Origin of the sequence: Pseudomonas sp. NPDC096950 (genome assembly GCF_044762525.1) — a bacterium.
Taxonomy (GTDB): domain Bacteria; phylum Pseudomonadota; class Gammaproteobacteria; order Pseudomonadales; family Pseudomonadaceae; genus Aquipseudomonas.
The window spans coordinates 21,121-37,318 of record NZ_JBIWEL010000014.1 but is presented as its reverse complement, the minus strand read 5'-3'; the positions used below and the strand labels follow the sequence as shown (position 1 = coordinate 37,318).

Annotated in this window: 15 protein-coding genes; 6 read left to right on the top strand and 9 right to left on the bottom strand. The window is 60.3% G+C overall.

The window, feature by feature from the left end:
- Nucleotides 1-52: 52 nt before the first annotated feature.
- A complete protein-coding gene (locus ACIQY3_RS20700; protein WP_213940292.1) occupies nt 53-1,000 on the bottom strand; it encodes a choline ABC transporter substrate-binding protein in 948 nt (315 codons plus the stop codon).
- A gap of 435 nt (nt 1,001-1,435) precedes the next feature.
- Here ACIQY3_RS20700 and ACIQY3_RS20695 point away from each other — a divergent pair, with 435 nt between their 5' ends.
- Together ACIQY3_RS20695 and ACIQY3_RS20690 are read left to right on the top strand one after the other, a co-directional pair.
- The gene (locus ACIQY3_RS20695; protein ID WP_403022825.1) at nt 1,436-2,812 is read left to right on the top strand and encodes an L-serine ammonia-lyase; all 1,377 of its coding nucleotides are present in this window, start codon (nt 1,436-1,438) and stop codon (nt 2,810-2,812) included.
- Between the two features lie 522 nt (nt 2,813-3,334).
- Nucleotides 3,335-4,438: a GlxA family transcriptional regulator gene (locus tag ACIQY3_RS20690; protein WP_017341204.1), complete on the top strand. Its 1,104-nt coding sequence runs from the start codon at nt 3,335-3,337 to the stop codon at nt 4,436-4,438.
- Between the two features lie 109 nt (nt 4,439-4,547).
- Here the strand turns inward: ACIQY3_RS20690 and ACIQY3_RS20685 are convergent, their stop codons facing one another.
- From ACIQY3_RS20685 to choX, 6 genes are all read right to left on the bottom strand, one after another.
- Nucleotides 4,548-4,811: a hypothetical protein gene (locus tag ACIQY3_RS20685; RefSeq protein ID WP_403022821.1), complete on the bottom strand. Its 264-nt coding sequence runs from the start codon at nt 4,809-4,811 to the stop codon at nt 4,548-4,550.
- 371 nt (nt 4,812-5,182) lie between these two features.
- Nucleotides 5,183-6,346: a gamma-butyrobetaine dioxygenase gene (locus tag ACIQY3_RS20680; protein ID WP_403022818.1), complete on the bottom strand. Its 1,164-nt coding sequence runs from the start codon at nt 6,344-6,346 to the stop codon at nt 5,183-5,185.
- Nucleotides 6,347-6,359: 13 nt separating this feature from the next.
- Nucleotides 6,360-6,836 (bottom strand): thioesterase family protein, encoded by a 477-nt coding sequence (locus ACIQY3_RS20675; protein ID WP_403022815.1) that lies wholly within the window; start codon nt 6,834-6,836, stop codon nt 6,360-6,362.
- Nucleotides 6,837-7,077: 241 nt separating this feature from the next.
- A complete protein-coding gene (locus ACIQY3_RS20670; protein ID WP_133835668.1) occupies nt 7,078-8,043 on the bottom strand; it encodes an L-carnitine dehydrogenase in 966 nt (321 codons plus the stop codon).
- 141 nt (nt 8,044-8,184) lie between these two features.
- Entirely contained in the window at nt 8,185-9,072 is an 888-nt protein-coding gene (locus ACIQY3_RS20665) for a 3-keto-5-aminohexanoate cleavage protein (protein WP_054616877.1), read from the bottom strand.
- Between the two features lie 86 nt (nt 9,073-9,158).
- Nucleotides 9,159-10,103 carry a choline ABC transporter substrate-binding protein gene (gene choX / locus ACIQY3_RS20660; RefSeq protein ID WP_403022810.1) on the bottom strand — a complete coding sequence of 315 codons (945 nt, stop codon included), beginning with the start codon at nt 10,101-10,103 and terminating at the stop codon, nt 9,159-9,161.
- Nucleotides 10,104-10,313: 210 nt separating this feature from the next.
- On the opposite strand from choX, the gene ACIQY3_RS20655 reads away from it, so the two are divergent.
- Nucleotides 10,314-11,258 carry a GlxA family transcriptional regulator gene (locus ACIQY3_RS20655; RefSeq protein ID WP_054044222.1) on the top strand — a complete coding sequence of 315 codons (945 nt, stop codon included), beginning with the start codon at nt 10,314-10,316 and terminating at the stop codon, nt 11,256-11,258.
- 126 nt (nt 11,259-11,384) lie between these two features.
- Here ACIQY3_RS20655 and ACIQY3_RS20650 read toward each other — a convergent pair whose 3' ends face one another.
- On the bottom strand, nt 11,385-11,801 hold the full coding sequence (locus tag ACIQY3_RS20650) for a DUF3010 family protein (protein WP_403022807.1): 417 nt from the start codon (nt 11,799-11,801) through the stop codon (nt 11,385-11,387).
- 62 nt (nt 11,802-11,863) lie between these two features.
- Nucleotides 11,864-12,265 carry a lysozyme inhibitor LprI family protein gene (locus tag ACIQY3_RS20645; protein ID WP_403022804.1) on the bottom strand — a complete coding sequence of 134 codons (402 nt, stop codon included), beginning with the start codon at nt 12,263-12,265 and terminating at the stop codon, nt 11,864-11,866.
- Nucleotides 12,266-12,496: 231 nt separating this feature from the next.
- Here ACIQY3_RS20645 and ACIQY3_RS20640 point away from each other — a divergent pair, with 231 nt between their 5' ends.
- The 3 genes from ACIQY3_RS20640 (at nt 12,497) to dgcA (ending at nt 16,159) form a co-directional block, all read left to right on the top strand.
- Nucleotides 12,497-13,474 carry a dipeptidase gene (locus tag ACIQY3_RS20640; protein WP_008033250.1) on the top strand — a complete coding sequence of 326 codons (978 nt, stop codon included), beginning with the start codon at nt 12,497-12,499 and terminating at the stop codon, nt 13,472-13,474.
- A 78-nt stretch (nt 13,475-13,552) separates the two neighbouring features.
- A complete protein-coding gene (locus ACIQY3_RS20635; protein WP_008083165.1) occupies nt 13,553-14,083 on the top strand; it encodes a DUF5943 domain-containing protein in 531 nt (176 codons plus the stop codon).
- A 15-nt stretch (nt 14,084-14,098) separates the two neighbouring features.
- On the top strand, nt 14,099-16,159 hold the full coding sequence (dgcA, locus tag ACIQY3_RS20630) for a dimethylglycine demethylation protein DgcA (RefSeq protein WP_054616875.1): 2,061 nt from the start codon (nt 14,099-14,101) through the stop codon (nt 16,157-16,159).
- Nucleotides 16,160-16,198 lie beyond the last annotated feature (39 nt).

The following is a 16,198-nucleotide window of genomic DNA, read 5'->3' as shown; positions in this document are numbered from 1 at the left end:
GCATGCAAGGAAATAAACAGCCCGGACGGCCGAAGCCGCCCGGCGTAAGCGATTACTGCGCGAGCTTGGCTTTCACGGCCTCCAGGCCTGGTTTACCGTCAATGGTGGTCACGCCAGCGAGCCAGGTATCGAGCACCTGTGGATTCTTTTTCAGCCAGGCCTTGGCAGCTGCATCAGGCTTCATCTTGTCGTCCAGGATGTTGCCCATCAGCGAGCTTTCCATGTCTACGGTGAATTCCAGGTTTTTCAGCAGAGTGCCGACGTTGCTGCATTCCTGGACGTAGCCCTTGCGGGTGTTAGTGGCTACCGTGGCCGCACCGAAGTCCGGGCCAAAGAAGTCATCGCCACCGGTCAGGTATTGAATCTTGAAGCGCTTGTTCATCGGGTGCGGTGCCCAGCCGAGGAAGACCACGGCGGTATCGCGTTTCTGGGCGCGGTCGACCTGGGACAGCATCCCCGCTTCGCTGGACTCGACGACTTTGAAACCGGCGGTTTTGAGACCGAAGGCATCCTTGTCGATCATGGTCTGGATCAGGCGGTTGCCGTCGTTGCCCGGCTCGATGCCGTAGATCTTGCCATCGAGTTCTTTCTTGAATTTGGCGATGTCGGCGAAGTCATGCAGCCCTTTGTCGTACAGCGCTTGCGGCACGGCGAGGGTGTACTTGGCGCCGGTGAGGTTGGTGCGCACGACATCCACGGTGCCCGCATCGCGGTAGGCCTTGATGTCGTTTTCCATGGTCGGCATCCAGTTACCGAGGAACACGTCCATGTTCTTGCCGTCGGCCAGGGACTTGTAGGTCACGGGCACGGAAATCATGGTGGTCTTGGTTTTGTAGCCGAGGGCGTCGAGGACAACGCTGGTGGTCGCGGTAGTCGCGGTGATGTCGGTCCAGCCGACATCAGAGAAATTCACGGTGCTGCACTGAGCGGGTTCTGCGGCTTGAGCCAGTAACGGCAGACTCAGCATGGCGGCCAACAACAACGACGGGGAACCTTTCATGGGTGGACTCCTTGGTGTTTTTTTTGGCAGTGTTCCGACTGGACCACCGCACTTATAGGTTGCGGTTGGATGGCGTTTTGGAGACAGCTCTACCACGGCGCCTTGCAATCGAGTCGATACGATCATGTACCAGTGAAAATCTGACGCCTACAGGGTGCGTCGTAACCAGTACAGGGATGGTCGCATCCAGTGTCGGTAACGTCGTTTACAGATTTTTTCAGCCCCTTTTGCCCCTCTGATCCGCTAAAAAACGGCGAAAACGCAGCGTCAAAGACCCGCGGCGTTGGTGGACATGAGTGCGTCGGTGTGAGACGTCGAACGACACCACAAAAGCCTGATGATGCAGCCAATCTGGCGGATTGCAGCTTGAGCGTAGCAGCTCCGTCACTGGGCGCTTTTGCGTCTGGAGTTGGCACATCCAGGAGTTCGGCAGTAATGGCTATCAGCGTTTTCGACCTGTTCAAAATCGGCATTGGCCCTTCCAGTTCGCACACGGTCGGCCCTATGCGGGCCGCGGCGCTGTTCGTGCAAGGTTTGCGTGAGCAGGGTCTTTTGGAACAAGTAAGACGGGTCGAAGTTCAGCTTTACGGCTCTTTATCGGCCACCGGCATCGGTCATGGCAGCGACAACGCCGTGATCATGGGGCTGATGGGCGAGTGGCCGGATGCGATTGATCCGTCGCAAATCGGCCTGCATATCGACACCCTGCGCGAAACCCACACCTTGTTGCTCGATGGTCGTTTGTCGGTGCCGTTCATCTGGGCCCGCGACATGCGCCTGATCGACGAGAACCTGCCATTCCACCCGAATGCCATGACATTAATTGTAGAAGGCGATCACGGTGAGCTGCACCGCGACACCTACTATTCGATTGGCGGCGGTTTTGTGGTGGATGAGGCGCAAGCGTCCAGCGGCGTGGTGGACCTGGATCAAACCGTGTTGCCGTACGACTTCTCCAGTGCGGTGGAGCTGCTTGAGCTCTGCCAGAAGCACAACCTGCGCGTGGCCGAACTGATGATGGCCAACGAGAAGGTCTGGCGCAGCGAGGATGAAATCCGCGCCGGGCTGATGAAACTCTGGCGCGCCATGCAGGATTGCGTCGATCAGGGCCTCAAGCACGAAGGCATCCTGCCCGGCGGCTTGAACGTGCGCCGGCGCGCGGCGAAGTTGCATCGCAGCCTGCAAGAGCTGGGCAAGCCCAATGTGATCGGCTCGACCTTGAGCGCCATGGAATGGGTCAACCTGTTCGCCCTGGCGGTCAACGAAGAGAACGCGGCCGGTGGGCGCATGGTCACGGCACCGACCAACGGCGCAGCGGGGATCATTCCGGCGGTGCTGCATTACTTCATGAAGTTCAGCGAGGCCGTGACCGACGCCAACGTGGTCGATTATTTCCTCAGCGCTGCGGCGGTGGGGATCCTGTGCAAGAAAAACGCGTCGATCTCCGGCGCCGAAGTCGGGTGCCAGGGTGAAGTTGGTTCGGCCTGTGCCATGGCGGCGGCGGGGTTGGCGGAGATTCTCGGCGCGACGCCGGAGCAGTTGTGCAACGCTGCGGAGATCGGCCTGGAACATAACCTGGGCCTGACCTGCGACCCGGTGGGCGGCCTGGTGCAAGTGCCGTGCATCGAGCGCAATGCGATTGCCGCGGTGAAAGCGATCAACGCGGCGCAGATGGCGTTGCGTGGCGATGGCCAGCACTTTATCTCGCTGGATCGGGTGATCCGCACCATGCGTGATACCGGCGCCGATATGCATGACAAATACAAAGAGACATCCCGTGGTGGGTTGGCGGTGAGTGCGGTGGAGTGTTGATTCGGTAAGACCGAGGCGCCTGCTTCGCGAGCAAGCCCGCTCCCACATTGGAATGCGGTTACCTGTGGGAGCGGGCTTGCTCGCGAAGGCGCCAGACCAGTCAAAACTGCGCGCTAAGTGAACACCGCCACAAAAACACGCCACCTTTTAGCGCGTCGCAATCAGACAAGCGCACTTCCCGAGATCCGGGATCCAGGATGGCCGTTACCGCCTGTCACCTGTGCTTGTGGTGACACTCTTCTCCAGCACCTCGCAGCCCCTGTTCCCACAAGTGCTACCGATTTGCTCACACCCTGCAACACAGAGCATTTGCTCGTCTTGATGGCACTTATAACCCCCACTCTGCGCACGGCTTATATAGACACGCCGCGACGTCGTTTTCAGGAGTTATTGAATGACCATTCAACTTTAGGCATGGCAATTGCTCTGTCATTACAAAGCCCGTCTCCCACGCGAGAACGATGGCAATAACAAGAGCCTCCGCCTGAGGCCATCACCCGCTTTGTGTGAGGAGATACTGCGATGACGACGTTCAACTCCGGGGCTCAACCCCAGAACCGTGCGCCTCAATCCATCGGCTTTCTGCTGCTGGACAATTTCACGCTTATTTCTCTGGCCTCCGCAGTAGAACCCCTGCGCATGGCCAACCAATTGTCCGGCCGCGAGCTGTATCGCTGGACCACCCTCACCGTTGACGGTGGCCAGGTCTGGGCCAGTGACGGTCTGCAAATCACCCCCGACGCCTCCATGCACAAAGCGCCGTCCATGGACACCATCATTGTCTGCGGCGGTATCGGCATTCAGCGCACCGTGACTCGTGAGCACGTGTCATGGCTGCAGAGCCAGGCGCGTCAATCCAAGCGTCTGGGCGCAGTCTGCACCGGTAGCTGGGCCCTGGCCTGCGCCGGCCTGCTGGACGGTTTCGATTGCAGCGTGCACTGGGAATGCCTGGCCGCCATGCAGGAAGCGTTTCCGCGCGTGGCCATGAGCACCCGGTTGTTCACCCTCGACCGTAACCGTTTCACCAGCTCCGGCGGCACCGCGCCGCTGGACATGATGCTGCACCTGATCAGCCGCGATCACGGGCGTGAACTGTCGGCCGCGATTTCGGAGATGTTCGTCTACGAGCGCATCCGCAACGAACAGGATCACCAGCGCGTGCCGCTCAAACACATGCTTGGCACCAACCAGCCGAAGTTGCAGGAAATCGTCGCGCTGATGGAAGCCAACCTGGAAGAGCCGATCGACCTCGATGAACTGGCGGTGTACGTCGCCGTGTCCCGTCGTCAGCTGGAGCGGCTGTTCCAGAAATACCTGCACTGCTCGCCATCACGCTATTACCTGAAACTGCGCCTGATCCGCGCCCGGCAGCTGCTCAAGCAAACGCCGATGTCGATCATCGAAGTGGCGTCGGTTTGCGGGTTTGTGTCCACGCCACACTTCTCCAAGTGCTACCGCGAATACTTCGGCATTCCGCCGCGTGACGAACGCGTAGGCTCGAACACCACGCAACAGGTGGCGATGATGCCGTTGCCGCAAGCGTTGGTGCTGTCGCCGTTGTCCGGGCCGTTGTCGGCATTGAGTCAGGCGCGGAATGAGTCGACATTTGCCAGCGTAAGGCTCTAGACCGAGGGGCCTTCACTATTCGCGAGCAGGCTCGCTCCCACATTCGACCGTGTTCCCATGGGGGTACTCGGTCCACTGTGGGAGCGAGCCTGCTCGCGAAGGCAATCTGTCAGGCGCTACGACTCTGCTGATACTCCGCCAACGCCGGCAACAATTGCCTGTCGATCGCCTGGCGCACCGCCGGCAGGATGGTCGCGCTGCTGGTGTACATCTGCTTGACCATGGTGCGCAGCACGATCGCGCGCTCATCGTTCAAACCCCGCACGGCACACTCGCAAGCCTGCTCGGCGGTGGCGCCGGTCGGTACTTGAAAGCCCAATGATTTCAGCTGGCCCAACAGGTCTTCCTGGTCAATCAAATCGGCGTACATCATGACGCAATCCTTCTTCAGGGAACGGTGTCGTGGCTCGATTCTGGTAGGGGCAGGGAGTGGCGGCAAGGGCGATTTGTCGCAATGGCCGCAATACCTATGAACAGGTCGTTTTCGGCTAACTTGCCAAGGTGGGGAGTGGGCACACTGGATTCAGCTGGCTACACGATGGTTTGGTCACCCTCGCGCAACGGCTCCTCAACAGTACCTTCTGCCTCGATCTTGTCACGGCTTGATCGGGGCTTTTTTTTGCCTGTGGATCAGGTGGTTTTGTGTTGATTGATAGACCGCATTCGCGAGCAAGCCCGCTCCCACATGGGCTCACCGTGAACCCTGTGGGAGCGGGCTTGCCCGCGAATGAACGATGACGCGGTTTACCGTTGCAAAACCAAAATCCGCGACAACAACTCATCCCGATCCACATAACACCCCTGAAAATGCCGGGCGCCAGTAGCAGGGTCGAAAGCGTTGCGGGCGTGGAGGGTGCGACGGTTATCGAAGCACCACAACTCCCCCGGCTTAAGCCGCGTCATCACCCGGAACCGCGCTTCGCGGGTCATGGCAATAAACCGCCGATACGCCCGATAGAGCTTGGGCATGTCGTCGATCGAAGCATCGAACGGCCCGCGCAGAAAGTTGGCCATGCGGATTTCCGAAACCTGCCCCAGCGCATCCAGGGCGATGATCGGCGCCAGGCAGCGGTAGTCGCTGTGGCGGTCCTTGTTACGGAATTCCACGGGGATTTCGCACAAGGCCTGGAACGACTCCGGACTTTCCACCCGCAGCGCCTCGGCGATGGCAAAACCGTCGACAAAAATACTCTCGCCACCCTCGGCGTCATTGACCTGGCAATGCAGGAACTGCAGCCCCGGTTGCAACTCTCGGGTCGGCAAGTCGCTGTGCAGCGGCAGGTTGAAGGCGGTGTAGGCGTTGCTGTCGGCGTCGGCCTTGGATTGCACGTTGAACAGCACACCGAAATTGCTCTCGCGGATGAAGGAGATCCGCTGGGCGATCAGCTTCAACGAGCCGGGTTCGGTGGGCACGCCGCGCACCTGGGTCAGGCCTATATCCCGCACCGCCAGCAGCCATTGCAGCAACGCATCGTTGTCGTTCATCAAGGCCTGATAGTCGAACACCGGCAACTGCAAATCACTTTTCCACAGGCTGGATTTCGGTTTGGCTGCGCGACGTTCGGCGCGGGATTCGTCGTCGTAGGCATGGGCCCGCAACCAGCCCGGATCGAAGCGGCTGAGGTGGCCGTCCTGCCAATCGACGCGCAGGCTGCCTTCGGTTTCGATATGCACGGCGCTGGGCGTCAGGTCTTCAGGAACATCGACGATTTCCAGCACTTGTTCGCGGGTGACGGTGTAGACACACAACGGGCACGGGCAGTTGTCCCGCAGCCATTGGTGATGAAAAGGGCTGACGCGACCATCGGCCCATTTCACCAGGACGCGATCCGCCAGCGTCTGTACGCCGGTTAATGCGCTGATCAACGGATAGGTGCGGAAGTCGGCAAATGCGGCGGCGGTATTCATGGCGGACTCCTTGTTATTTTTGGGGGGGTAATGCGATCACTCGGCCAACGTAGTCGGGAGTAGGCAGGTCGGTTTGCTCGGCGACGATGGCTTGCAGCTTGCCCAAGGTGTCTTCGCTGAACGGCGCGGAACGCGGCCCGGCGAGGTCGACGTGCAGCAACATTTGCTCGTTGCCGGCCAGTTCCTTGTCGCCGCCCACCAGGTGCAGGCTGTGGTAGAGGTGCAGGCGTTTGCTGTCGTGGGCGATGATCTGGGTGTGCACTTCGACGTCGGCGTCGAGCTTCACTTCATGCAGGTAGTTGAGGTGCAGTTCGAGGGTGAACAGCGAATTGCCGCTGGCTTCGCGGTTGTTGCTGTCCATGCCCAATCGATCCATCAGTGCGTCGGTGGCGTAGCTGAAAATCAGCAGGTAGAAGGCATCGCGCAGGTGGCCGTTGTAGTCGACCCAGTCGGGGATGATTTTGGTTTGGTAGGTGGTTAGAACGGGCATGATTTTGGGTCCGGGCTTGGGAAATTGTTTGTGTTCAAGATCCACCCCTCACCCCAGCCCTCCCGAAACGTCGGACCGCCCCAAAGGGGAGAGGGGGAAAGGGGGCCGATCTCCATGCTTTTCAAAGCTTGAGTTCGACTCGATGTCTCAGGTCGATGTAGCTCCAAGAACACCTCGGTCAGTCCCCTCTCCCCCTTGGGGAGAGGGTTAGGGTGAGGGGTGGATCTCAAGCCGATCACTATCAGTCGGCAAACGCCATCCCATGCTTCTCTTTGGTGGTTTTCACCGCTTCCAGCACCGCCAGCAGGCAATCATCACGATAGCGCTCCAGCGCCGAAATGCTGTGCGTGCCCAACTGATCACTGGTGCCATCCACCACATCATCAATCAATTTGTCGGTCAGTTCCGGCGCTGGCAAATAGGTCCAAGGCAACTGCAATGCCGGGCCGAATTGCGCCATGAAGTGCCGCATGCCTGCATCGCCGCCTGCCAGGGTGTAGGTCAGGAAAGTGCCCATGAACGACCAGCGCAACCCCGCGCCAAAGCGAATCGCATCGTCGATTTCACCAGTGGTCGCCACGCCATCGTTGACCAGGTGCAGCGCCTCACGCCACAGCGCTTCGAGCAAACGGTCAGCGATAAACCCAGGCACTTCCTTGCGAACATGCAGCGGACGCATGCCCAAGGATTCGTAGACTTTGATCGCCGCTTGAATGGCTTCCGGCGCGGTGTTCTTGCCGCCGACCACTTCCACCAATGGCAGCAGGTAAACCGGGTTGAACGGGTGACCGACCACGCAGCGTTCCGGGTGGGTCGAACCTTCGTAGAACTCGCTCGGCAACAGCCCCGAGGTGCTGGAGCCGATCAAGGCATTGGGCTTGGCCGCCGCGCTGATTTTGCCGTGCAGTTCGAGTTTCAGTTCGAGGCGTTCCGGGGCGCTTTCCTGGATGAAATCCGCATCGCGCACGCATTCTTCAATGGTCGCGACAAAGCGCAGGCGATCTTGCGAGGCCCCGGGCGCCAGGCCTTGTTTCTCCAGCGCGCCCCAGGCATTGGCGACCCGCTTGCGCAGCGCCGCTTCGGCACCGGGCGCGGGGTCCCAGGCCACGACGTCGAGGCCATGGGCGAGGGCGCGGGAAACCCAACCGCTGCCGATGACACCGCTGCCCAGCGCGGCGAAGGTTTTGATTTCGGTGATAAAGCTCATGGCGTCGTCCTAAATGAATTCGGTGATCCCTTGTGGGAGCGGGCTTGCTCGCGAAGAGGCCGGTACACCCGACAAATCTCTTGCGCCAGAACCACCGCTTTCGCGAGCAAGCCCGCTCCCACAGGTGAAGTGTGGTGTGGGTTAACCGCGCTTGGTCAGGCCCATTTTTGCCCGGCCTTCGGCTGGGGTCAGGACACGGGCGCCGAGGCGGCTGAGGATTTCGCTGGCGCGTTCGACCAGTTGGCCGTTGGTCGCCAGTACGCCTTTGTCCAGCCACAGGTTGTCTTCCAGCCCGACCCGCACGTTGCCGCCCAGCAGCACTGCTTGTGCGGCCATCGGCATTTGCATGCGGCCGATGCCGAACCCGGCCCAGACTGCGTCGGCTGGCAGGTTGTCGACCATGGCTTTCATGGTGGTGGTATCGGCCGGCGCGCCCCACGGGATGCCCAGGCACAGCTGGAACAGCGGGTTGTCGAGCAAGCCTTCCTTGATCATCTGCTTGGCGAACCACAGGTGACCGGTGTCGAAAATTTCCAGCTCGGCTTTCACGCCCAGCTCTTGAATGCGTTTGGCGCCAGCACGCAGCTGGGCCGGGGTGGACACGTAAATCGTGTCGCCATCGCCGAAGTTCAGGGTGCCGCAATCCAGGGTGCAGATTTCCGGCAGCAATTCTTCAACGTGGGCCAGACGGGTCAGCGGGCCGACCAGGTCAGTGTTCGGGCCGAACTCCATCGGGTTTTCGCCAGCGCCGATTTCCAGGTCGCCGCCCATGCCGGCGGTGAGGTTGACGATGATGTCCACGTCCGCCTCGCGGATACGCTCCATCACTTCGCGGTACAGCGCGACGTCACGGCTGAACTTGCCGGTTTCGGGATCACGAACGTGGCAGTGGACCACGGTGGCGCCAGCCTTGGCGGCTTCCACGGCGGCCGCGGCGATTTGTTTCGGGGTGACCGGCACATGAGGGCTTCTGGCGGTCGTGTCGCCAGCACCGGTGAGTGCGCAGGTGATGATGACGTCGTGGTTCATTAGGTGGGTTCCTTACAGGCGAGTTTTTAGGCGTGGCGATTCCGTTCGCAGCCCGGGCGGGCTGCGACACGGTGGTTCAATCGGGTTTATTTACTGGTCAATTGCAGGTTTTCAGCTGCTGGTTTGCCATCGAACGTGGTCACACCTTCGAGCCAGCGTTGCTTGTCTTGCGGGTGATCTTTCAGCCATTGCTTGGCCGATTCGAAGGCGTCCTTGTGATCCAGCAGCGGCTGCATCATCCGGCTCTCGTCTTCGGCGGTGTAAGTCAGGTTGCTCAGCAAACGGCTGACGTTCGGGCATTGCTGTGCGTAGTTCGGCGCGGTGACGGTCCAGACCGTGGCCATGCCTTCGTTCGGGCCCAGTGCGTCTTCGCTGCCGGTGAGGTAGGTCATCTTCACGTTGACGTTCATCGGGTGCGGTGCCCAGCCGAAGAACACGATGGCTTCGTTGCGCTTGGTGGCGCGGGTTACCGCAGAGAGCATCCCGGCTTCACTGGACTCGACCAACTGGAACTTGCCCAGGCCAAACTGGTTCTTGGCGATCATCTCTTTGATCTGGGTGTTGGCGCCCGAGCCAGGCTCGATGCCGTAGATCTTGCCGCCCAGTTCTTTTTCGAACTTGGCGATGTCGGCGAAGGTTTTCAGGCCCTTGTCGGCGAGGTAAGTCGGCACGGCGAGGGTGGCGCGGGCGTCCTTGAGGCTTGGTGCTTCAAGCACTTTGACCTGCTTGCCATCGACGAACGGGGTGATGGTCTGGGTCATCAGCGGGTTCCAGTAGCCCAGGAACAGGTCCAGGCGCTGGTCGCGGATCCCGGCGAAGATGATTTGCTGGGACGCACTGGTTTGTTTGGTGTTGTAGCCGAGGCCATCGAGCAATACCTGAGTCATGGCGCTGGTGGCGATCACATCGGTCCAGTTCACTACGCCCATCCGCACGTTCTGGCACGCGGCGGGGTCGGCGGCCATGGCGCTGGCGCTCAACAAAGCGGTACCGCTGAGTGCAAGAACACAGCTGCTGATCAGTCGTTTCATGGTGGGGTCCTCGGCAGGTCGTTATTGTGGGTCCCGGCATCTTCGTGCGCCGGTGATGACCAAGTTACGCACCAATGCCCCCGTTAAAGCGCACTGCGGCGACCAGCTCTTGCACTGCAGCGACCTGCCCCCTTGAATGCCATCGACAAGTGGCGTATCAACGTCCACACGCTACCCGCCCTCACGTTACCCGCCAGTCGAGTGCGCTCCATGTCCCAGGATTTCTACTTCATGTTGATGCCGGGTTTCTCGGCCATCGGTTTTATCTCGGCCATCGAGCCGCTGCGGGTCGCCAATCGCTTTCGCGGCGAGCTGTATCGCTGGCATGTGCTGAGCGCCGATGGCGGCGCGGTGTTGGCCAGTAACGGCATGTCGGTCAACGCCGATGCGGCGCTGGAACCGTTGAAGAAAGGCGCGACGCTATTGGTGGTCGCCGGCTTCGAACCGCTTAAATTCGCCACCCCCGCGCTGGAGCACTGGCTGCGCCGACTGGACAACGAAGGCGTGACCCTCGGCGCCATCGACACCGGCAGCTTCGTCCTCGCCGAAGCCGGCCTGCTCGACGGCCATCGCCTGACCCTGCACTGGGAAGCCATCGACGCGTTCAAGGAGTCTTATCCACAGCTCAGCGTCACCCAGGAGCTGTTCGAGATCGACCGCCGCCGTATTACCTCGGCCGGCGGCACTGCCTCCATCGACCTGATGCTCGATCTTATCGGCCAGGCCCACGGCCCGGAACTGGCGATCCAGGTCAGCGAACAATTCGTACTCGGCCGCATCCGCCCGCGCAAAGACCACCAACGCATGGAAGTCGCCACGCGCTATGGCATCAGCAACAAAAAGCTAGTTCACGTAATTGGCGAGATGGAACAGCACAGCGAACCGCCGCTGAGCACGTTGGAACTGGCGGAATCGATCAAAGTCACCCGGCGACAGCTGGAACGGTTGTTTCGGTTGCATCTGAACGACACGCCGAGCAATTTTTACCTGCGCTTAAGGCTGGAAAAGGCGCGGCAGTTGCTGCGCCAGACCGATATGAGCGTGCTGGAAGTGAGCATTGCGTGCGGGTTTGAATCACCGTCGTATTTCACCCGCAGCTATCGGGCGCGGTTTGAGCGGTGTCCGCGGGAGGATCGGCGTACCGCCAAGGTCTGAGCCAGACACAAACCCAATGTGGGAGCGGGCTTGCTCGCGAAAGCGGTGTGTCAGTCGAGATATGAATTGACTGACCCACCGCTTTCGCGAGCAAGCCCGCTCCCACAGGGGGAATCTGCTGGGCTCTTACTTCTTCATCAAAGCCGAACACGCCGCTTTATAAGCCTCATGCTGATACTTGTTCAGCGTCCCCGGCAGTTCAAAGTTGTGCTTTTTGGCCTGGGCATTGATCGTCTGCGGCGACAACAGCGTCACCTCGCAATTCTCCAGCAGCTGAAAAACCCCCTCGATCTTGAACGTCGTTGGCCCGCCAGCGAACTCACCCTTCTTGCTGCGCTTCTTGATCGCAATCCGGTCTATGGAATTCTCACGCACAAACGACGCCATCTGCGCGGCGAACACCTTGACGTTGGCGGCCTCGTCGTCATCGTCCAGGGCGATTTTCTTCGTGGCCAGGGCGACGTGGCTCAAGGCCTGACCGTCAAGAGAGGCCACGGCGATGATCGCTTCGCTGCCTTTGATTTCGATGCCGCAGATGTTCATTGGATATTCCTTAACGAGCTGATGGTGTGCAGCTTACAGCTCAAAACGACTGGCGTTCGCCTTCACTCCTGCGAAATCGACTCCAAAAACTCCGACCTTTCATCACTCATCCGCGCCACGCAATCATTCTGCGCAATGGTGAACGCCTTGCTACCACTCGTCGCCGGGAACGCCTCCACCGCACAATCCGCATCCCGGGTCTTCAACCATTGCTGCTGGGCGACCTTGAGTTTTTCCGTGATGTCGCTCAATTGCGCCTTGTTCTTGCCGTAGGCGGTTTGCAGGCGCTCGTTCAAGCCCTGGTAGTTTTCTTTGAGCAGTTGTTCGGCGGTGGTTCTGCTGTAGGCCGAGCATTCCAGGGTCTGGACGTCGTTTTCGACGGCATCGCAGGGGTTGTTGTCGGACTCTTCAGCCGCCTGTACGCCGGTCGCTATCAGTGCCAAAGCCAGGAAGATCGATTTCATTGCGTCGCCCTAAATCCAGTAAGCATCCAGTGATGCGCCGAATTCTGGCCCATGCGCAGGCCCTTGAACAGGTGCGTGATCGCTCCCGGCGACGACCCTTTGTCGCGGATTGACGCTTTCGGCAAACCCCCTGTCGTTTTTGCACCCGGCTGCCCCGGTCCTCAGGCATATGCTGGCCCCAAAGCGCCGGCACACGATTCGGCGCATGAATCGCTAATAGGGGACAGCCTGATGAGCCCAGCCGAATTGCACGCCGACAGCATCGTTATCGACGGGCTGATTATCGCCAAGTGGAACCGCGAGCTGTTTGAAGACATGCGCAAGGGCGGTCTGACTGCGGCCAACTGCACCGTTTCGGTGTGGGAGGGCTTCCAGGCCACCGTCAACAACATCGCCGCCAGCCAGAAGCTGATCCGCGAGAACAGCGACCTGGTGATTCCAGTGCGCACCACGGCCGATATCCGCAAGGCCAAGGAGCAGGGCAAGACCGGCATCCTCTTCGGCTTCCAGAATGCCCACGCCTTTGAAGACCAGATCGGCTATGTCGAGGTGTTTAAGCAGCTCGGCGTCGGTATCGTGCAGATGTGCTACAACACCCAGAACCTGGTCGGCACCGGTTGCTACGAGCGCGACGGCGGCCTGTCGGGCTTCGGTCGTGAAATCGTCGCCGAGATGAACCGCGTCGGCGTCATGTGCGACCTGTCCCACGTGGGTTCGAAAACGTCCGAAGAAGTCATCCTCGAATCGAAAAAACCGGTGTGCTACTCCCACTGCCTGCCGTCGGGCCTGAAAATCCACCCGCGCAACAAATCCGATGAAGAACTGAAGTTCATCGCCGACCACGGCGGTTTCGTCGGCGTGACCATGTTCGCGCCGTTCCTGGCCAAGGGCATCGATTCGACCATCGACGATTACGCCGAAGCCATCGAATACACCATGAACATCGTCGGCGAAGACGCCATCGGCATCGGCACCGACTTCACCCAGGGCCATGGCCAGGACTTCTTCGAATACCTGACCCATGACAAGGGCTACGCCCGCCGCCTGACCAGTTTCGGCAAGATCATCAACCCGCTGGGCATCCGCACCGTCGGCGAGTTCCCGAACCTGACCGAAACCCTGCTCAAGCGCGGCCACTCCGAGCGCGTGGTCCGCAAGATCATGGGCGAGAACTGGGTCAATGTCCTCAAGGACGTCTGGGGCGAATAAGCCACCGCATTTCTGAATCCTTTCCCCCGGCCGTCCGCGCCGGGGGCAACACCCAAATTTTTCTGGAGTTAAGTTTCCATGGCCAAGATCGCCCCGCAATTGCCAATCGAAGTCGACAGCGAAACCGGTGTCTGGACCTCCGACGCCCTGCCGATGCTGTATGTGCCGCGTCACTTCTTCGTCAACAATCACATGGGCATCGAGGAAGTGCTGGGCGCCGAAGCCTACGCCGAAATTCTCTACAAGGCCGGCTACAAGTCCGCCTGGCACTGGTGCGAAAAAGAAGCGGAATGCCACGGCCTGGAAGGCGTCGCGGTGTTCGAGCACTACATGAAACGCCTGTCACAACGCGGCTGGGGCCTGTTCAAGATTCAGGACATCGACCTCGACAAAGGCACCGCCAGCGTCAAGCTCGAACACTCGGCGTTCGTCTACGTGTACGGCAAGGTCGGGCGCAAGGTCGACTACATGTTCACCGGTTGGTTTGCCGGCGCCATGGACCAGATTCTTGAGGCTCGCGGCAGCAAGATTCGCACGGTTGCCGAGCAAGTCTACGGTGGCTCCGAAGAAGGCCACGACGACGGCCTGTTCACCGTCAAGCCGTTGTAAGTCGAGGAACCCGCCATGGCTTTCGAAGCAATGTTCCAGCCGATCCAGATCGGCAAACTGACCATCCGCAACCGCGTGCTCAGCACCGCGCACGCCGAGGTGTATGCCACCGACGGCGGCATGACCACCGACCGGTACGTCAAGTATTACGAAGAGAAAGCCAAGGGCGGGATCGGCCTGGCGATTTGCGGCGGTTCCTCCAGCGTGGCCATCGACAGCCCGCAAGGCTGGTGGAAATCGGTCAACCTGGCCGATGACCGGATCATTCCGCACTTCCAGAACCTGGCCGATGCCATGCACAAGCATGGCGCCAAGATCATGATCCAGATTACCCACATGGGGCGTCGTTCCCGTTGGGACGGCGAGCATTGGCCAACCCTGCTGTCGCCGTCGGGCATCCGTGAACCGGTGCACCGCGCGACCTGCAAAACCATCGAGCCGGAAGAAATCTGGCGGGTGATCGGCAACTACGCCAGCGCCGCCGCGCGCGCCAAGGCCGGTGGCCTCGATGGCGTTGAACTGTCCGCCGTGCACCAGCACATGATCGACCAGTTCTGGAGCCCCCGAGTCAACAAACGTACCGACGAATGGGGCGGCAGCTTCGAAAACCGCATGCGTTTTGGCCTGGAAGTACTCAAGGCTGTGCGGGCGGAAGTCGGCCCGGATTTCTGCGTCGGCATCCGTCTGTGCGGTGACGAGTTCCACCCGGACGGTTTGTCCCACGAAGACATGAAGCAGATCGCCAAGTACTACGACGACACCGGCATGATCGACTTCATCGGCGTGGTCGGCTCGGGTTGCGACACCCACAACACCCTGGCCAACGTTATCCCGAACATGAGTTATCCACCGGAGCCATTCCTGCACTTGGCGGCCGGGATCAAGGAAGTGGTCAAGGCTCCGGTGCTGCACGCGCAGAACATTAAGGACCCGAACCAGGCAACTCGCATCCTGGAAGGCGGCTACGTGGACATGGTCGGCATGACCCGCGCCCACATCGCCGACCCGCACCTGATCGCCAAGATCAAAATGGGTCAGGTGGACCAGATCAAACAATGCGTCGGCGCCAACTACTGCATCGACCGTCAATACCAGGGCCTGGACGTGCTGTGCATCCAGAACGCCGCGACTTCCCGTGAATACATGGGCGTGCCGCACATCATCGAGAAATCGACCGGTGTGAAACGCAAAGTCGTGGTGGTCGGTGCCGGTCCTGCGGGGATGGAAGCTGCGCGCGTCTCCGCCGAACGTGGCCACGACGTGACCCTGTTCGAGAAGAAAGAATTTATCGGCGGGCAGATCACCACCGCGTCGAAAGCTCCGCAACGGGACCAGATCGCCGGTATCACTCGCTGGTTCCAACTGGAGCTGGCGCGTTTGAAAGTCGATCTGCGCCTGGGCGTGGCGGCCGATGCGGCGACCATTCTCGACCTGCGTCCGGATGTCGTAGTGCTCGCCGTCGGCGGTCATCCATTCCTGGAGCAGAACGAACACTGGGGCGCGGCGGAAGGCCTGGTGGTCAGCAGCTGGGACATCCTTGACGGCAAGGTTGCGCCGGGCAAGAACGTGCTGGTCTACGACACCATTTGCGAATTCACCGGGATGTCCACCGCGGACTTCCTCGCCGACAAGGGCAGCCAGGTCGAGATCGTCACCGACGACATCAAGCCGGGCGTGGCGATTGGCGGTACCTCGTTCCCGACCTACTACCGCAGCATGTACCCGAAAGAAGTGATCATGACCGGCGACATGATGCTGGAGAAGGTCTACCGCGAAGGCGACAAGTTGGTGGCGGTGCTGGAAAACGAATACACCGGCGCCAAAGAGGAACGGGTGGTGGACCAGGTCGTCGTTGAAAACGGCGTGCGTCCGGACGAAGAAATCTATTACGCGCTGAAGGACGCGTCGCGCAACAAGGGCCAGATGGACATCGAAGCCCTGTTCGCGATCAAGCCGCAGCCATCGCTGAGCCAGGCGGGTGACGGCTACTTGCTGTTCCGCATCGGCGACTGCGTGGCCCAGCGCAACACCCACGCGGCGATCTATGACGCGTTGCGGTTGTGCAAGGATTTCTAACGGCTTGTGGATAACCCTGTGGGAGCGGGCTTGCTCGCG